The sequence below is a fragment of the Octadecabacter dasysiphoniae genome (assembly GCF_021532615.1).
Lineage (GTDB): Bacteria > Pseudomonadota > Alphaproteobacteria > Rhodobacterales > Rhodobacteraceae > Octadecabacter > Octadecabacter dasysiphoniae.
Window position 1 is genome coordinate 850,503 of sequence record NZ_JAKGAQ010000001.1, and the last position, 15,224, is coordinate 865,726.

Consider the following 15,224-nt stretch of genomic DNA (forward strand, 5'->3'; position numbering starts at 1 on the left):
GCAAGCCCCCCGCACCCCCCAAACTGATTTCAAAAAGATGCCGGTGTTACAGGCCGCGAATACGGGGGTCTAGCGCATCGCGCAGACCATCGCCCATGTAGTTCACGGACAGCACCGTGAGGCTGATGGCGAGGCCGGGCCACATCACGCGTTCCGGGTGCTGTTGCATGAAGTCTGTCGCATCAAACAAAAGGCGGCCCCATGTCGGGAAGTCCGGCGGAAAGCCCAAGCCAAGGAAGCTCAGCGCGCTTTCGGTGATGATCGCCGTTGCAATGCCCAAGGTGGCGGACACCATGATCGGGGACATGACGTTGGGCAGCACGTGGCGCAGGATCATGCGGCCGGGCCTTGTGCCGATGCTGCGCGCTGCAAGGACAAATTCACGTTCTTTCAGTGCCAGCACATCGCCGCGCACGATGCGCGCTGTGGGCATCCAGCTGGTGATACCGATGGCTGTGACGATCAGAATGAAAATGCCGGTTTCAGGACCAAAGGAGGATGACAGCGGTTGGCGGAACAACATCACCATGACCAACAGCAACGGCAGGAGCGGCAGGGCAAGGAACAAATCCGTCAGGCGCATCAGCAACCCATCGATCCGTTTGAAATATCCGGCCAACACGCCGACAAGCGTGCCGAGGAACAGGGCCAACGCCATGGCAGTCAGGCCGACCGAGATCGAAGTTTGCCCACCGGCCATCATCCGCGCAAGCATGTCGCGGCCCAATTGATCTGTGCCAAACGGATGCGCCCATGTGGGGCCTTGGTTGCGCGCACGCACATCGATGTAGGTCGGGTCGATCGACCAGATGTAAGGGCCGACATAAACGGCGAGCACAATAAAGATAAAGAAACCCGCCCCCATAACGGCGCCTTTGTGGGTTTTGAACTGGTCCCAGACGTCCCACCATTGGTTGCGCGCAACGTCGGAATCTCGGGTGTCGATGGATTGATCAGTCATAGCGGATCCTCGGGTCTAGGATGCCGTAGAGGATATCGGCGATCAGGTTGAAGAACACGATAAGCACCGCGAAGATGAAGGTCAGCGTTTGCACCATGGGCACGTCGGACCCTTGGATGGACACGATCAGCAGCTGGCCGATACCGTTTACCTTAAAGATTTGTTCGGTAATGATCGCGCCGCCGAAGATCGCCGGAATGCCAAGGGCGATCACGGTCACGACGGGGATCATGGAATTGCGCAACACGTGTTTCAGAACCACGACGCTTTCGGTCATGCCTTTGGCGCGGGCGGTGCGGACGTAGTCTTGGTTGAGGTTGTCGAGCATTGAGGCGCGCATAAAGCGGCTGATTTGCGCCGTTGTTTGCAAGGCAAGAACCATCACAGGCAAGACCATCTGGCGCACTTGTTTGCCGAAGGCCTCCCAGCTGTCGATGACGAGCGTTGTGTCGTAAATCGACGGGAACCACCAAAAGCTGTCCTTGGGCATCATCACTGTGAACAGGATGATCATTAGAACTCCGCTGAAGAATGGCGGAATCGAAAAGCCGATCATGGACACGAAAGTACCAGCTTGGTCGAACACCGAATATTGTTTGTAGGCCGAAATAATGCCGATGGGCAGGGCGATCAGCACGCCAACCACGTAGGCAAGGCCGACGACCATCAAAGTCTGGGGCAGGCGTTCGAAAACCGTGTCCAGAACCGGCGCGCGGGTTTGCCATGAGATCAGGCGCGCTTCGTCCGGTGCATCAATCCAGCCAATGGATTCAGACAGATAGAACAAGGGTTCTGACCAGATCATCTGCTTGAGCCACAACAGGTAGCGAATATGCACAGGTTCGCCCATGCCAAGAGACTGGCGGATCTGTTCGCGCACTTCCGGCGGGATCGTCAGCGGCAGGGACGCCGTCGGATCACCGGGCGCGAGGTCGAGCAGCAAGAAGATGATGAGCGAGATCAGGATCAGCGTCGGAATGGCCGTCAGCAAACGCCTGAAGGTGTAGGTCAGCATGTGGTACCTCTGAAATGGGACGTAACTGATTGATTATGGATCACTGTATGCGTGCCCCGATTGTCGTGCAGATCGTGCTGGGTCCGGTGTCGCGGGCAGGTGTCATGCAGCCTATTAAGCCACGGGGCACGGTAAAAAGACGTGCGCGCATCATGCTGCTTTCCTGACATCGCAAGTGGCGACCCATGTGGTGACGCTGGGGGTTTTGAATGTGTAATAGGCGGTGATGTCTAAACCGCTGGCCTCAATGCGCAGCAGGCTCTCGGTTTCGGTCAGGTCGCCGTATTCCAGCACAGACGCGAGGCGATCTTCGCTTTCGCCGGTGAATGTCCATGCAAGAGTGTCCTGAACGTCAACGGCCTCAACCGTGGCGGTTTCATCGGACCAGTCGAACATAACCGCGAACGGTTCAACCCGCGGGCCGCACCCGCCGTTTTCACAAGATTCGATTGTGATACAGTCCAGATCGCCAAACGCCGCCGCAGTTTGCGGAGCGAGAAGTGCAATCAAAAGAAATGATTTGGGCTGCATGAAAATCGGGTCCTGAAAAGGGTAGGGTGGGCATCGCTGCCCACCCCGTTGTCACGAAAAGCGATTACTCGCCCATGCGGTACCAAGTTGCGATGTTCCACAGCTCGGAGTCCCAATCGGAAATCTCGATGCCGCCAAGTGTGTTCGCGTGGGCAGATACGCCGCCACGGTGCACAAGTGGAATGATCGAGTAGGACTGCATCAGCATGTCGTTCTGCTGCTTGACGATCTCTGCGCGGGCTTCGATGCCAGCGGTTGTGGCCAGCTGATCGACAAGGGCGTCGTAGGCTGGATCACAGAAACGCTGGATGTTGGCACCCTGCCACTGGCTTTCGGGGCTTGGGATGTCGTCGCACTTCCAGTTGGCCATGTAGGCTTCGGGGTCCACACCAGCGAAGTTGTTGGTGTACATCTCGATGTCAGCATAGAACTTCTGGAACGTGTCAGGGGACGAAGGATCGCCGCCAAAGAACACGGACGCGTCGATGTTGCGCAATTCAGCGCCGACACCGATTTCAGACCACCACTGTTTGATCAACGCTTGGCTGTCCTGACGCACGGCGTTCGTGGATGTCTGGTAAAGGACATTCATCGGCGTGCCGTTGTATTCACGGATGCCGTCACCGTCGGTGTCCATGTGGCCCGCATCATCCAAAAGCTGGTTGGCCAATGCGATGTCTTGCGTCAGGCAAGCATCGTTTGCAGTTGAGGCATAGACAGCAGGGGCTGGCAGGACGTTACACGTCGCTTTACCACCAGCGCCGTAGCCGATTTCAACAAGCAATTCGCGGTCAATCGCGCGCGACAATGCTTCGCCGACGATCGGATCAGTCAGGAACGGATGCGCACCGGCAGCGGCTGTTGAACGATCATCGCCCAATGCTGCATCCGGGTTGAACTGGTTGAGGTGCAGACGCTCAACAGATGTACCGAAACCGGTGACAACTGTACCAAGGCCCGCAGATTCCATGTCCGCCAAAACGGTCGGATCAATCTGGAGGTTCCAAGCGTAGTCAAATTCGCCTGTTTCCAGAACCGAACGCGCGGCAGCAGCAGCATCGCCGCCCCCTTTGAACAACACGGTAGAGAACGCAGGCTGACCAGCCGTGCGGAAGTTTTCATTGGCCGAGAACTGGATCACGTCGTTGGCTTTGAAGTCATCAACCACGAACGGGCCCGTGCCGATGGGGCCAAAGTTGGCGTCCACACATGTTGGCGCTGCTGCACCCATGCATTCTGCGAACTGTGCCGCCTGAATGATCGGGGATTCAGACCCGACCAAAGCGGTGTACGGGAACGGCTTTGGTGCGTCGAATGTGATCTTGATGGTCAGATCATCCACGGCTTCGACGGATTCAACACCATCAAAATAGGAAACCTGTGCACAACCGCCGCCTTCAGCGGTGCAGTATTCCCATGTGAACACTGCGTCAGCGGCAGTCAACGCGGAACCATCAGACCACATGATTCCTTCTTTGAGGGTCCATGTGATAGATGTCAGATCTTCGGAAACACCGCCGTTTTCGACGGTCGGAATCTCGGCCGCCAACCAGGGCTGCAACGCGCCAGTGTTGTCAAAGCGACCAAGGGATTCCAGCACAAGGGATGCGGATTCAACTTCTTTCGTGCCGCCCGACAGATACGGGTTCAACGTGGATGGCGCTTGCCAATAGATGATGTTGAGCTGGCCGTCGCGGCCGCGCTCACCTTCATGGCCGTCAGCGATCGCTGCCGTGCCACAAGCCACCAGTGCGGTGGCGCCCATTAGGGCTGATAGTTTTTTCATGAACTCTCTCCTAGTTGGTTTTCGTATTGGTATTGCTCAGGCTCTGCGTATCAGATGCCTCGGATGCGGCCGCTGATGCGGCTTCTGTTGTAACGTTGGCGTAGTGGTGACAAGCGACAAAACGGCCTGGCAGTACTTCGCGGTATTCGGGATCTTGTTGATGACAGATGTCCATCACCGCGGGGCAGCGGGTGCAAAAGTTGCAGCCCTTGGGCGGGTTGGACGGGGACGGGACATCGCCCGTCAGGATCGTACGATCCATGGTGTCGTGCAGGTCTGGGTCCGGTTCGGGCACCGCGGACAGCAGCGCCTTGGTGTAGGGATGCAGCGGGTCGGCATATAGTGCCTCGCGCGGGGCCAGTTCGACGATCTTGCCAAGATACATCACCGCGACGCGGGTCGCGATGTGGCGGACCATGGACAGATCGTGGCTGATAAACAGATAAGTAAGGCCGAATTCCTTTTGCAGGTCTTCCAGCAGGTTCACGACCTGCGCCTGAATTGATACATCAAGCGCTGCAATCGGTTCATCGCAGACAATGAATTTCGGATTCAAGGCCAGCGCGCGGGCAATGCCGATGCGTTGGCGTTGACCGCCCGAAAAGGCATGCGGATAGCGCTGGGCGAATTTGCGGTTCAGCCCGACCTGATCCATCAGGTCCAGAACTTTGTCGCGCTTTTCGGCCTTGGACATCGACGTGTGTTCATCCAGCGGTTCCTGAATGATCGCCTGCACAGTCATGCGCGGGTTCAGCGAGGCTTGCGGGTCTTGGAACACCATCTGCATCGTCGGGCGTTTGGTGCGCAGGTCCTTTTGCGGCACATCGCCGATCTCTTCGCCGTCAATCAGGATCGACCCGTCTGTGATATCGTAAAGGCGCAGCACAGCGCGCCCGCACGTGGATTTCCCGCAGCCGGATTCCCCGACCAGCCCCAGTGTTTCACCTTCAAAGATATCAAAGCTAACACCATCAACGGCCTTCACGTCACCTGTGTGGCGGCGAAACAGGCCCGTGTGGATCGGGAAGTGCATCTTGAGGTTGTCGACCTCAACCAGCTTGGTGGTTTTGGGGCCATCAAACATCGCGCGGTCCTCCTGTGCGGGCGTCAAAGAAGCAGGCGGCATCGTGTCCATTGCCCACGTCATAGCGCGGCGGATTTTCACGCGCACATCGATCAAGCGCTACATCGCAACGATCGCGGAACGGGCAGGCGGTGGGTTGCGCGCCAAGGATCGGCGGCTGGCCTTCGATGATTTCAAGGCGGTCGTCGCGCGTACCTGTCACCCGTGGAACGGTCTTCAACAGGGCGCGGGTGTAGGGGTGCTGCGGGTTCTTGAACAATTCGCGGGTCGGTGCCTGTTCAACGATCTGGCCGCCGTACATCACCACCACACGGTCGGCGATTCCCGCCACTACGCCAAGATCATGGGTGATCCAGATCACAGCCATGCCAAGGCGGTCCTGAAGGTCTTTCATCAATTCAAGAATCTGCGCCTGAATGGTCACATCCAGTGCTGTTGTGGGCTCATCGGCGATCAACACTTTGGGATCACAGGCCAGCGCAATCGCGATCATGACCCGCTGACGCATGCCGCCTGAAAACTGGTGTGGATAATCCTTCAGCCGCTGATCCGCGTCAGGAATGCCGACAAGTTCCAGCAGTTCCTTGGCCCGCACGGCGGCGGCGCGTTTGCTCATCCCCATATGCTTTCGCAGGGGTTCCATGATCTGCATGCCGACATTATAAACAGGGTTCAGGGACGTCATCGGGTCCTGAAAAACAAACCCGATCTTGCCACCACGGGTTGCGCGCAGGGTTTCGGCATCCACTTTCAGCAAATCCTGACCGTCAAACATCACAGTACCGCCGCGCACATCCGCAGGCGGGGTGGGCAGCAACCCAAGAAGGGACATCATGGTGACGGATTTGCCCGAGCCGCTCTCTCCGACGACGCCGAGGAGTTCACCCGGCTTCAAATCAAAGCTCACGTCGTTTACCGCGTGGACTTCCCCCCCGCGAATTTTGAATACAGTCTTTAGTCCCCGTACATCGAGAACAGGCTGCGCCCCATCGGGCATAGGCGACCCCCCTGTCATAAGTGGTCTAGTGCGTTGTTTTTGTTCGCGGGTCCGTCTGTGCATCCCTCACGATTTGTTGACGTTAGCAGTAAACCGCCGTCCCGCAACCCCCCCTTTTTACAGAAAAGTATCGGTTGCCCTTGACCGTGGTGTTTGCCCGTTTACCGTTCACCCTTGGCCGCTGGGCCTGATTTGAGGGCATAATGACGACCACGCTAGATGCACGTACTTTAATGGAACGATTGATTTCCTACCCGACGGTCAGCCGCGACAGTAACCTTGATCTCATTGATTTTGTTGAAGGATACTTGTCTGATCATGGTATCCCGTCGACCCGCGTTCCCGATGAAACGGGCACCAAAGCCGCGCTTTATGCCCATGTTGGCCCGCAGATTGAAGGCGGCGTTGTTTTGTCCGGTCACACCGATGTTGTGCCTATAGACGGACAGGCGTGGGACACTGATCCGTTCGAGGTCGTTGAAAAAGGCGATAAACTTTATGGGCGCGGCACCTGCGACATGAAAGGCTTTGACGCCCTGTCGATCTGGGCCTTGGTTGAGGCGAAAAAGCGCGGCGTGACGCGGCCGCTGCAACTTGCTCTAAGTTATGACGAAGAGGTCGGCTGCACTGGTGCACCACCGATGATCGATGCGATTGTGGCGTCAGGACTGCCGCAAGCGAGCGCCGCTATCATTGGCGAACCATCCATGATGAAAGTCGTGACAGGCCACAAAGGGGGCATCGGTTTTGATGTGCACGTGCGCGGTTTCGAGGTGCATTCATCGCTGATCCACACTGGCGTGAACGCGATCATGTTCGGGGCCAAGCTGATCGATTGGTGCAACGAAATGAACGCGATCAACGCGGCCAAAGACCCGCTTGAAATGGATGCGGGTTTCGTGCCGCCCTACACCACATTGCACGTTGGTATGGTCAGCGGGGGCACGGCCCACAACATCACCGCCAAAGACTGCAATTTTGTGCTGACATTCCGCGCGGTGCCGGGCGAACCCGGCCAACATTGGGTTGATCTGTTTGAGGCCAAAGTGGCCGAGATCGAGGCCGAAATGCAGGCGATCCACCCTGACACCGGCATTGATTATACTCGTAAATTTGACGTACCCGGCCTCAAGCCCGAGGTTGAAGGCAGTGCCGAACAACTGGTGCGCCAGATCACCGGGGACAATGCCAACAACGTCGTCAGCTACGGCACCGAGGCTGGGCAGTTCCAGGAACGCGGATACAGCGCCGTCATTTGTGGCCCCGGCGACATCGCCCAAGCGCACCAACCCAATGAATTTATCACCATCCAACAATTCAAAGCGGGTGAGGCGTTCATGGAACGTCTTCTTGAAACCCTCGCGTAACCCAACACCGGAGAACCGCTATGCCCGTAAAGAACCGTTTTGCCGAACTACTGCCAGAAATCACTGAATGGCGCCGTGACCTCCATGAAAACCCTGAAATCCTGTTCGATACCCACCGCACCAGCGCGATTGTTGCCGAAAAACTAAAGGCATTTGGCTGCGACGAGATCGTGACAGGCATTGGCCGCACCGGAGTTGTTGGTGTGATCAAGGGTAAATCAAGCGGGTCGGGCAAGGTGATTGGCCTGCGCGCCGACATGGACGCGCTGCCGATCCACGAACAAACAGGGCTGGACTACGCCTCAAAAACCGACGGCGCGATGCACGCCTGCGGGCATGATGGCCATACGGCCATGTTGCTCGGGGCGGCTAAATATCTGTCAGAAACGCGCAATTTCGACGGCACTGTCGTCGTGATCTTCCAACCAGCAGAGGAAGGCGGTGGTGGCGGTAAGGAAATGTGTGACGACGGCATGATGGATCAATTCGGCATTCAAGAAGTCTACGGAATGCACAACTGGCCCGGCAAACCTGTCGGATCATTTGCAATCCGCCCCGGCGCATTTTTTGCGGCAGCCGACCAGTTCGATATCGTCGTTGAGGGCAAGGGTGGGCATGCGGCGAAGCCACAAGAAACCATCGACAGCACTGTGATTGCCGCCCATCTGGTCACGGCGGTGCAAACCATTGCCAGCCGCAACGCAGACCCCGTTGAACAGGTTGTTGTGTCTGTGACGTCGATTGAATCGTCATCAACCGCGTACAACGTGATCCCACAGCGGGTGCATTTGAAGGGCACAGTGCGCACCTTGAACAAGGACATACGCGATCTGGCAGAAAAACGTCTTGGTGAAATCGCCCAAGGCGTGGCTGCGACATACGGTGCGACAATCGATCTGAATTATATGCGCGGCTATCCGGTTATGGTGAATTCCGACGCCCAGACCGAATTCGCCGCCGAGGTCGCGGCGTCCGTGTCCGGCGAATGTGCCGATGCGCCGCTTGTGATGGGCGGGGAAGATTTTGCATTCATGCTCGAAGAACGGCCCGGCGCGTATATCCTCGTTGGCAACGGCGACACGGCGGCGGTGCACCACCCCGAATACAATTTTAACGATGAGGCGATCCCGGCCGGATGCAGCTGGTGGGCAGAGATTGTCGAACAGCGGATGCCAGCGGGCTAATCGGTGCGCAGGGGCCGTGTCAGTGATGCGGTTCCCGCCAACCCAAGGATGATCCAAAAAGGTGTGACAATCGGGTGGAAGAACGTCGCGCGCAATGCCTCGTGGGGCAGCCACGTGCCGCCGCCGTGATCCAAAAACAGAAATGACACGTCAATCGCCGCAACACCCGCGCCGATGCACCATGCCGCCAACACTGCCCAAAGATGCCAGCGCGGCGGCGACACCATGGTTGCGATGATACCAACCACAAAGGTCACGCCAAATGCACCAATCGTCAACATGAACAACGTCAGATAGGTAATTGGAATTGTTGGGTTAAACGGGATTTCTCCTAATTCGAGATATCCATCCACGTAGCCGAATTTCCAGATGGTATACCCTGCGGTCAGCACCCAACACCACAACGCTGTGATGATGCTGAGGTAAGTGGCAGTGCGAAAACGCGGCAGCATATCAGCCGCCGGTATGGCTCATGTGGCGCGACACCTGGCCTGATGCGGTCTGGCGCGAATAGTCGAAATCATGCCCTTTGGGTTTCAATCCGATGGCTGCGCGGATCGCCGTTTCAAGGTGGGCGTCATCGTCGCTTGCGCGCAGTGGACCGCGCAAATCGGAATGCCCTTCTTGACCCAAACAGGTATAGATTTCACCGGTGCAGGTGATGCGCACGCGGTTACAGCTTTCGCAGAAATTATGGGACAGGGGCGTGATCAGGCCGATTTTCTGCCCTGTTTCCTCAAGCCGGATATAGCGTGCAGGCCCGCCGGTGCGTTCAGCTAAGTCACTGACGGTAAAGCGTTCCTCAAGGCGTGTGCGCAAATCCTTTAGCGACCAATATTGCGTAATTCGGTCTTCGTTGCCGATGTCACCCATGGGCATGACTTCGATAAAGGTCAGATCCATATCACGCTCAGCACACCACGCCTGAAGCGTAAAGAGCTCGGCCTCGTTGAACCCCGCAAGGGCAACTGTATTGATCTTTACCCTTAACCCAGCCTTCTGGGCGGCGTCGATGCCGCGCATAACTTGGGGTAGGCGGCCCCAGCGGGTGATTTCAGCAAATTTATCATCGTCTAGCGTATCAAGCGACACGTTGATGCGGCGCACACCAGCGGCGTACAAATCGTCTGCATATTTCTCAAGCTGGCTGCCATTTGTTGTCAGCGTCAGTTCCTTGAGGGCGCCGGTTTCAAGGTGGCGCGACATGGCATCAAAGAAGGTCATGATACCGCGACGAACCAAAGGCTCACCGCCTGTTATTCTAAGTTTTTCAACACCTAAGCGGATGAAGTTCGTGCACATCCGGTCCAGTTCTTCGAGGGTCAGAAGATCCTTTTTTGGCAAGAACGTCATGTTCTCGGACATGCAGTACACGCAGCGAAAATCACAGCGGTCTGTGACGGACACGCGCAGGTACGTTATCGCACGCGCAAAGGGATCGATCAGGGGGCTATTCATAAGTAGAAACTAGGGATGCGCGCGCCCCCGCGCAAGCGCAATTGCGCGCAGTTTTCCCCCTCGACACGCAATGGTGACAACCCTAGGTTTGCCGCCATGAAGACCGTTTTTACCATTGTGGCCCTTATTGGCCTGAGCGCATGCGCAAGCGGGCCGTTGCAAAACGCAAACCCTGACGTGGTTGCGCCGTCGGCTGTGACGAGGCCTGACTTGTCCCCATCGCGCGGTGCGGCCTTTGCCCCGCCCGTTCGCCCGACATTGAATTTGACCCAAACACGGCCCGATCTTCCGCCGCCGCCACCACCGAACGCGCGCACGGTTGAACAGTTTGACACAACGACAGCCGAAGACCGCGCGGCGGCCGTTGCCGCACCTGCGGGCGGAGAACGAAGATTGGGCACAACCATTGCCAGCCTCGGCAGCCCAACGGACCCGGGTATCTGGTTCAAGACCCCGCTGGTGGGCGAAATCACCCAAGGTCGGGTGGAATACAACGGTAATTCCGTGAATGTTGAACTGCGCCCCTCTGGCGGCGCGCAGGGCGCAGGAAGCCAGATTTCATTGGCCGCAATGCGCCTGATTGAGGCCCCGCTTACCGGCCTTCCGGAAGTCACCGTCTATGCGAACTAGGGTCTACGGCTGATGTGGCGTGTAGCCTATGATATCACCCGACAAGTCATTGATGATCTTGGGGAAAAGAACGCTGGATTAATTTCGGCAGGGGTGGCGTTTTACGGACTTTTCGCGATTTTTCCCGGCATCGCCGCGACGATTTCGCTGTTTGGCCTTTTTGCGGACCCGAGTGTCGTAGACAGCCAGCTTGACCTCATGCGGGGGCTGATGCCGCCGGGCGTTTTTACACTGTTTCAAACCCAGATAGACGATTTGTTGAATGCGGGCAGCGCCACCTTGGGCGTGACGACATTGCTGTCGATCGGTTTGGCGCTGTGGTCCGCACGCACAGGCGTTGCTGCGCTAATTCGCGGTTTGAACGCTATTTTTGATCGCCCGAACCGTGGCAGCATCCGGCACATTTTTGTGGCATTGGTGCTGACGGTTTCCTTGATCGGCATGGCAATTGTTGCGCTGCTTGCGGTTGTGGTTGCCCCTATTTTATTGGCGATCATCCCATTTGATACAGATCGCGGCCTGCTGCTTGAGGTGATCCGTTGGCTTGTTGCGGTCGGCGTGTTGTTTGTTGGTTTGGGGATGCTCTATCGCTACGGGCCGAACCGGCGATTTGCACGTCTTGGCTGGATCACACCGGGGGCCTTTTTGGTGGTGATTATGTGGATCGCAATGTCGACAGCATTCTCGATCTACGTGGCAAATTTCTCAACCTACAACGAGGTTTACGGGTCCCTTGGCGCTGTGATTGCCTTGCTGTTCTGGTTTTACCTTAGCGCGTACCTGATCCTTGTTGGTGGCGCGTTGAACGTCACTTTGGACCGCCGTAAGCCATTGTGAAACATACTGAAATATTCTGACTGTGGCCTGATTGAGGCACACAAAAATTCCCCCTAGAAATTGTGGATAAATCAACATATGGTAGTCGCAATGATAAATGCGGCGTAAAAAAATGCCGCGTACATGAGGCGGAGTGAGTACCATGTCAGCGATTAATTTCGTTGTCCGTGATGTTGCGGGCAATATTTCCAGAGGATCTGTAGCTGGTGAAGGCGTTCCGTCTTCCCTCATTGTCGGGGCGGGGGCTGATGTCTCGTTGAACCTGACGCAGGGGCAGATTGTGTCCTACACCCGTCAGGGCCAAGCGCTTGAGATCACGTTGATCGACGGACGTGTGATCGTCATTGAGGGTTACTTCACGACAGAAGGTGTGAGCGAGAATGAATTGTTCTTGTCCGCTGATGGATACCTTACCGAAGTGGACCTGACACAGGGTGCCGGTGCTGACTATTTCGCCAATTACTCTGTTCCGGATACGGCTGGTAAATTCGCGGCAAACGAAGATTTGTTCCACATGCGCGGCGCGGACGTCATGTTGGCGGACAGCTATGTGCCTGAGGATGACGAAGTCGGCATGCTCGCGCTTGGTGGCCTTGCGCCATTGTTTGGCTGGGGCGGTGCGGCTGTGGCGGCAGGTGCTGCGGCGCTTGTTGGCGGTGGCGGCAGTGGCGGACCGGATGCCCCCGCGGTTGAAGTTACGGTCGGTGCGGACAGCACGGATCACGTTGTGAATGAAGCAGATCACGCTGACGGCGTGGATGTCGGCGGCACTGGTACGCCGGGCGGCGAAGTTGCCGTGACAGTGCAGGGCACAACTGAAACAACAACTGTCGATATTGCCGGCAATTGGGTTGTCACATTCGATCCTGCGGACATCGAAACGGGTGAATACGAAACACCCATCGATGTATCGATTACGAATTCCGGTGGCACAACGACAATCACGGACACGCTGGTTGTCGATACGATCATCGGCGTTGATGCAAATGCATCCGGCGGCACAGATGGCGTGATCAACGGGGTTGAACATGCGGCTGGCGTGACGCTTACGGGTACGGTCACGGGCGGCGATACCGTTGTCGTCACAATCGACGGCACGGATTTTGACGCAACCGTCACAGGTACAACCTGGACGTTGGACGTTCCTGCATCCGTACTGGGTGAGGGCGAATATACACAAACTGTTACGATCACTGCGACCGATCCGGCCGGCAACGCGTCGTCCACCACATCCACTGTGGTTGTGGATACGGTCACAAGCGTAACACTGGACACATCATCGGTTGGTGGTGCGGACAATGTTGTAAATGGCACAGAACACGCTGGCGGCGTGACACTGAATGGCACGGCGCAGGCCGGATCATCGGTTGTCGTGACCATGGGCACAGTGTCTCAAACCGTCATCGCCACAAGCGCTGGCACTTGGACAGCGACGTATACATCCGCGCAGGTCCCAACGGGCGAAGAAACGCTGAACGTAACGGCTGTGGCCACGGATGCTGCGGGCAACACCGCCAGCGCATCTGGTACGGTCACCGTTGATACATTCGTCAATGAGCTTGATCTGACATCAAATTCCGCTGGTGGCGCAGATGGCGTCGTCAACTTTGATGAAAGCGGTCAGGCGATCACAATGACCGGCACGGTTGAGGCCGGTTCGACCGTCAGCGTTAGCCTGCACGGTGTCGTTATGGGGGCTACGGTTGATGCGAACGGCGGCTGGTCTGTCACGTATCCGGGCGGCACGCTGCCTGGTGGTGAATACGACACAACGGTCACCGTGACTGCGACAGATGCGGCGGGCAACACGTCTTCGTTGTCTGACAGCGTTACGGTCGACACGGTTGCGGGCGATCTGGCCCTGTCCACACAGCCGATCGAAATCGACGACGTGGTCAACATGGTCGAAGCCCAGGACGGCGTCATCATCAACGGCACCGCAACGCCTGGCTTGATCGTCACAGTCGGGTTTGGGTCGTCTTCTATGAATGTTCTGGCGCAGCCGAACGGTACATGGTCGGCGAATTTCCCGGCCAGCATGGTGCCAGCTGATACAGCATCCGCGCAGATCACAGCATCGATCACAGATGCGGCAGGCAACTACAAAGAAGTCAGCGATACTGTTGCGGTTGATACGGTTGTTCAGCCACACGAATGGTCCGCCAACGCAATCGAAGGCGACAACGTCATCAACGCGAACGAAGCCGCGAATGGTGTGGTTCTGTCCGGCACAACCGAACCCAATTCCACCATCATGGTCGAATTTGGCGGCGAAGTTGTGAACGTGGTGTCCGGTGCTAGCGGCGCATGGAGCGCGAATTTCTCGTCCGGTTCCGTCAATGCCAACGACGAATACATGGCCAGCATGAAGGCCACAGCGACGGACCCTGCGGGCAACGTTTCTGTCATCACCAGCTCGGTTGAGGTCGACACATGGGTGAATAACCTGACAACAGCTGATCCGGTTGAAGGCGACAACGTCGTCAACGCCGCAGAGGCCGCGGACGGTGTGACTCTGAACGGTACAGTCGAAGCAGGGTCCACAGTGATGGTCAGCTTTGCCCATCCAAATGGTACAATCACGCAAGAAGCGATTGTGTTGGCCAACGGCAACTGGTCCGTGACCTATGCCGGTGCGGATGTGCCCCTTGGCGAATACGATGCCAACATCACAATCGCGGCGACAGATGCAAATGGTAACACCGACAGCATCACCGATACGTTTAAAGTGGATACAAGCGCACCCGTTGCGCCCGGCATCGAAAACGTCGTTCTTGATGATGACGGTGTCGAAGCGATCAAGATCACCGCAACGGACAACGATGTGGCCGTTACCGAAATCACGTCATCGGGGTCCACGGCCCAATTGGCGGATCAGGATGATGGCGATCTGAACAATGCGGGCACAAAGATCGAATTTGAATTCGATGCACCCCTGCCTGACGGATCCCATCTGGTCGTGAACGAAACCGACAGCGCCGGCAATGACAACGCCACCTATCTGGTGTTGGAAGAAACGGGCACCAACACCGTTGATATGTCCGGCCTTGACGGCTTTGACATCGGCGCGATTGACCTCAGCTTTGCCAAGGATGCTGAGCTGACGCTTGATCTGGCCACCATCGAAGGTCTGTCTGACACCGACAACAACCTCGTCATTCATGGCGGCGTTGGCGACAACGATCAGGTCACGATTGTGGGTGCGTCCGACAGCGGCACATCAACAACGATCAATGGCGAAAGCTACGATATCTACACAATGGGCGATGATGCGCAGATCTTCATCGAAGACGGTATCACGGTGAACACCACGATCTAACAGCCCAGGCCCTGCGCGCAGATCGCGCAGGGTTACGACATAGGCGGAGGGCCGG

At 57.0% G+C, this 15,224-nt stretch carries 13 protein-coding genes; 5 read left to right on the top strand and 8 right to left on the bottom strand.

The genetic code is table 11. The features are described 5' to 3' along the window. Positions 1–46: 46 nt before the first annotated feature. The 6 genes from L0664_RS04200 to L0664_RS04225 form a co-directional block, all read right to left on the bottom strand. Positions 47–961, bottom strand: coding sequence for an ABC transporter permease (locus tag L0664_RS04200; protein WP_235224369.1), 915 nt, complete (start codon positions 959–961; stop codon positions 47–49). Further along, positions 954–1,976 (bottom strand): ABC transporter permease, encoded by a 1,023-nt coding sequence (locus tag L0664_RS04205; RefSeq protein WP_235224370.1) that lies wholly within the window; start codon positions 1,974–1,976, stop codon positions 954–956. The genes L0664_RS04200 and L0664_RS04205 overlap by 8 nt, the downstream gene beginning before the upstream one ends. Positions 1,977–2,126: 150 nt before the next feature. Continuing rightward, positions 2,127–2,507 (bottom strand): hypothetical protein, encoded by a 381-nt coding sequence (locus tag L0664_RS04210; RefSeq protein ID WP_235224371.1) that lies wholly within the window; start codon positions 2,505–2,507, stop codon positions 2,127–2,129. 64 nt (positions 2,508–2,571) lie between these two features. Continuing rightward, positions 2,572–4,293 (bottom strand): peptide ABC transporter substrate-binding protein, encoded by a 1,722-nt coding sequence (locus tag L0664_RS04215; protein WP_235224372.1) that lies wholly within the window; start codon positions 4,291–4,293, stop codon positions 2,572–2,574. A gap of 10 nt (positions 4,294–4,303) precedes the next feature. Then, positions 4,304–5,377, bottom strand: a complete 1,074-nt coding sequence (locus L0664_RS04220; RefSeq protein WP_268821547.1) for an ABC transporter ATP-binding protein — start codon at positions 5,375–5,377, stop codon at positions 4,304–4,306. Next, the gene (locus L0664_RS04225) at positions 5,370–6,374 is read right to left on the bottom strand and encodes an ABC transporter ATP-binding protein (RefSeq protein ID WP_235224373.1); all 1,005 of its coding nucleotides are present in this window, start codon (positions 6,372–6,374) and stop codon (positions 5,370–5,372) included. The genes L0664_RS04220 and L0664_RS04225 overlap by 8 nt, the downstream gene beginning before the upstream one ends. A 203-nt stretch (positions 6,375–6,577) precedes the next feature. On the opposite strand from L0664_RS04225, the gene argE reads away from it, so the two are divergent. Together argE and L0664_RS04235 are read left to right on the top strand one after the other, a co-directional pair. Next, positions 6,578–7,741, top strand: a complete 1,164-nt coding sequence (gene argE, locus L0664_RS04230) for an acetylornithine deacetylase (protein ID WP_235224374.1) — start codon at positions 6,578–6,580, stop codon at positions 7,739–7,741. A 20-nt stretch (positions 7,742–7,761) separates the two neighbouring features. After that, complete coding sequence (locus L0664_RS04235; protein ID WP_235224375.1) at positions 7,762–8,925, top strand: M20 aminoacylase family protein; 1,164 nt, start codon at positions 7,762–7,764, stop codon at positions 8,923–8,925. Here L0664_RS04235 and L0664_RS04240 read toward each other — a convergent pair. Both L0664_RS04240 and moaA read right to left on the bottom strand, forming a co-directional pair. Next, positions 8,922–9,377: a hypothetical protein gene (locus tag L0664_RS04240; RefSeq protein WP_235224376.1), complete on the bottom strand. Its 456-nt coding sequence runs from the start codon at positions 9,375–9,377 to the stop codon at positions 8,922–8,924. The two genes, L0664_RS04235 and L0664_RS04240, sit on opposite strands and share 4 nt — an antisense overlap. A gap of 1 nt (position 9,378) precedes the next feature. Beyond that, positions 9,379–10,383: a GTP 3',8-cyclase MoaA gene (gene moaA / locus L0664_RS04245; protein ID WP_235224377.1), complete on the bottom strand. Its 1,005-nt coding sequence runs from the start codon at positions 10,381–10,383 to the stop codon at positions 9,379–9,381. Between the two features lie 96 nt (positions 10,384–10,479). Between moaA and L0664_RS04250 the strand changes: the two genes are divergently transcribed. From L0664_RS04250 to L0664_RS04260, 3 genes are all read left to right on the top strand, one after another. Next, positions 10,480–11,013 carry a hypothetical protein gene (locus tag L0664_RS04250; RefSeq protein WP_235224378.1) on the top strand — a complete coding sequence of 178 codons (534 nt, stop codon included), beginning with the start codon at positions 10,480–10,482 and terminating at the stop codon, positions 11,011–11,013. 12 nt (positions 11,014–11,025) lie between these two features. After that, positions 11,026–11,850 carry a YihY/virulence factor BrkB family protein gene (locus tag L0664_RS04255; RefSeq protein WP_235224379.1) on the top strand — a complete coding sequence of 275 codons (825 nt, stop codon included), beginning with the start codon at positions 11,026–11,028 and terminating at the stop codon, positions 11,848–11,850. A 142-nt stretch (positions 11,851–11,992) separates the two neighbouring features. Next, positions 11,993–15,169 carry an Ig-like domain-containing protein gene (locus L0664_RS04260; RefSeq protein WP_235224380.1) on the top strand — a complete coding sequence of 1,059 codons (3,177 nt, stop codon included), beginning with the start codon at positions 11,993–11,995 and terminating at the stop codon, positions 15,167–15,169. The last annotated feature ends 55 nt before the right edge of the window (positions 15,170–15,224 follow it).

What these genes read in the sequence shown, in the direction of transcription:
- L0664_RS04200 (WP_235224369.1), bottom strand. Translation starts at nt 961, where the DNA reads ATGACTGATCAATCCATCGACACCCGAGATTCCGACGTTGCGCGCAAC.
- L0664_RS04205 (WP_235224370.1), bottom strand. Translation starts at nt 1,976, where the DNA reads ATGCTGACCTACACCTTCAGGCGTTTGCTGACGGCCATTCCGACGCTG.
- L0664_RS04210 (WP_235224371.1), bottom strand. Translation starts at nt 2,507, where the DNA reads ATGCAGCCCAAATCATTTCTTTTGATTGCACTTCTCGCTCCGCAAACT.
- L0664_RS04215 (WP_235224372.1), bottom strand. Translation starts at nt 4,293, where the DNA reads ATGAAAAAACTATCAGCCCTAATGGGCGCCACCGCACTGGTGGCTTGT.
- L0664_RS04220 (WP_268821547.1), bottom strand. Translation starts at nt 5,377, where the DNA reads ATGTTTGATGGCCCCAAAACCACCAAGCTGGTTGAGGTCGACAACCTC.
- L0664_RS04225 (WP_235224373.1), bottom strand. Translation starts at nt 6,374, where the DNA reads ATGCCCGATGGGGCGCAGCCTGTTCTCGATGTACGGGGACTAAAGACT.
- argE (WP_235224374.1), top strand. Translation starts at nt 6,578, where the DNA reads ATGACGACCACGCTAGATGCACGTACTTTAATGGAACGATTGATTTCC.
- L0664_RS04235 (WP_235224375.1), top strand. Translation starts at nt 7,762, where the DNA reads ATGCCCGTAAAGAACCGTTTTGCCGAACTACTGCCAGAAATCACTGAA.
- L0664_RS04240 (WP_235224376.1), bottom strand. Translation starts at nt 9,377, where the DNA reads ATGCTGCCGCGTTTTCGCACTGCCACTTACCTCAGCATCATCACAGCG.
- moaA (WP_235224377.1), bottom strand. Translation starts at nt 10,383, where the DNA reads ATGAATAGCCCCCTGATCGATCCCTTTGCGCGTGCGATAACGTACCTG.
- L0664_RS04250 (WP_235224378.1), top strand. Translation starts at nt 10,480, where the DNA reads ATGAAGACCGTTTTTACCATTGTGGCCCTTATTGGCCTGAGCGCATGC.
- L0664_RS04255 (WP_235224379.1), top strand. Translation starts at nt 11,026, where the DNA reads ATGTGGCGTGTAGCCTATGATATCACCCGACAAGTCATTGATGATCTT.
- L0664_RS04260 (WP_235224380.1), top strand. Translation starts at nt 11,993, where the DNA reads ATGTCAGCGATTAATTTCGTTGTCCGTGATGTTGCGGGCAATATTTCC.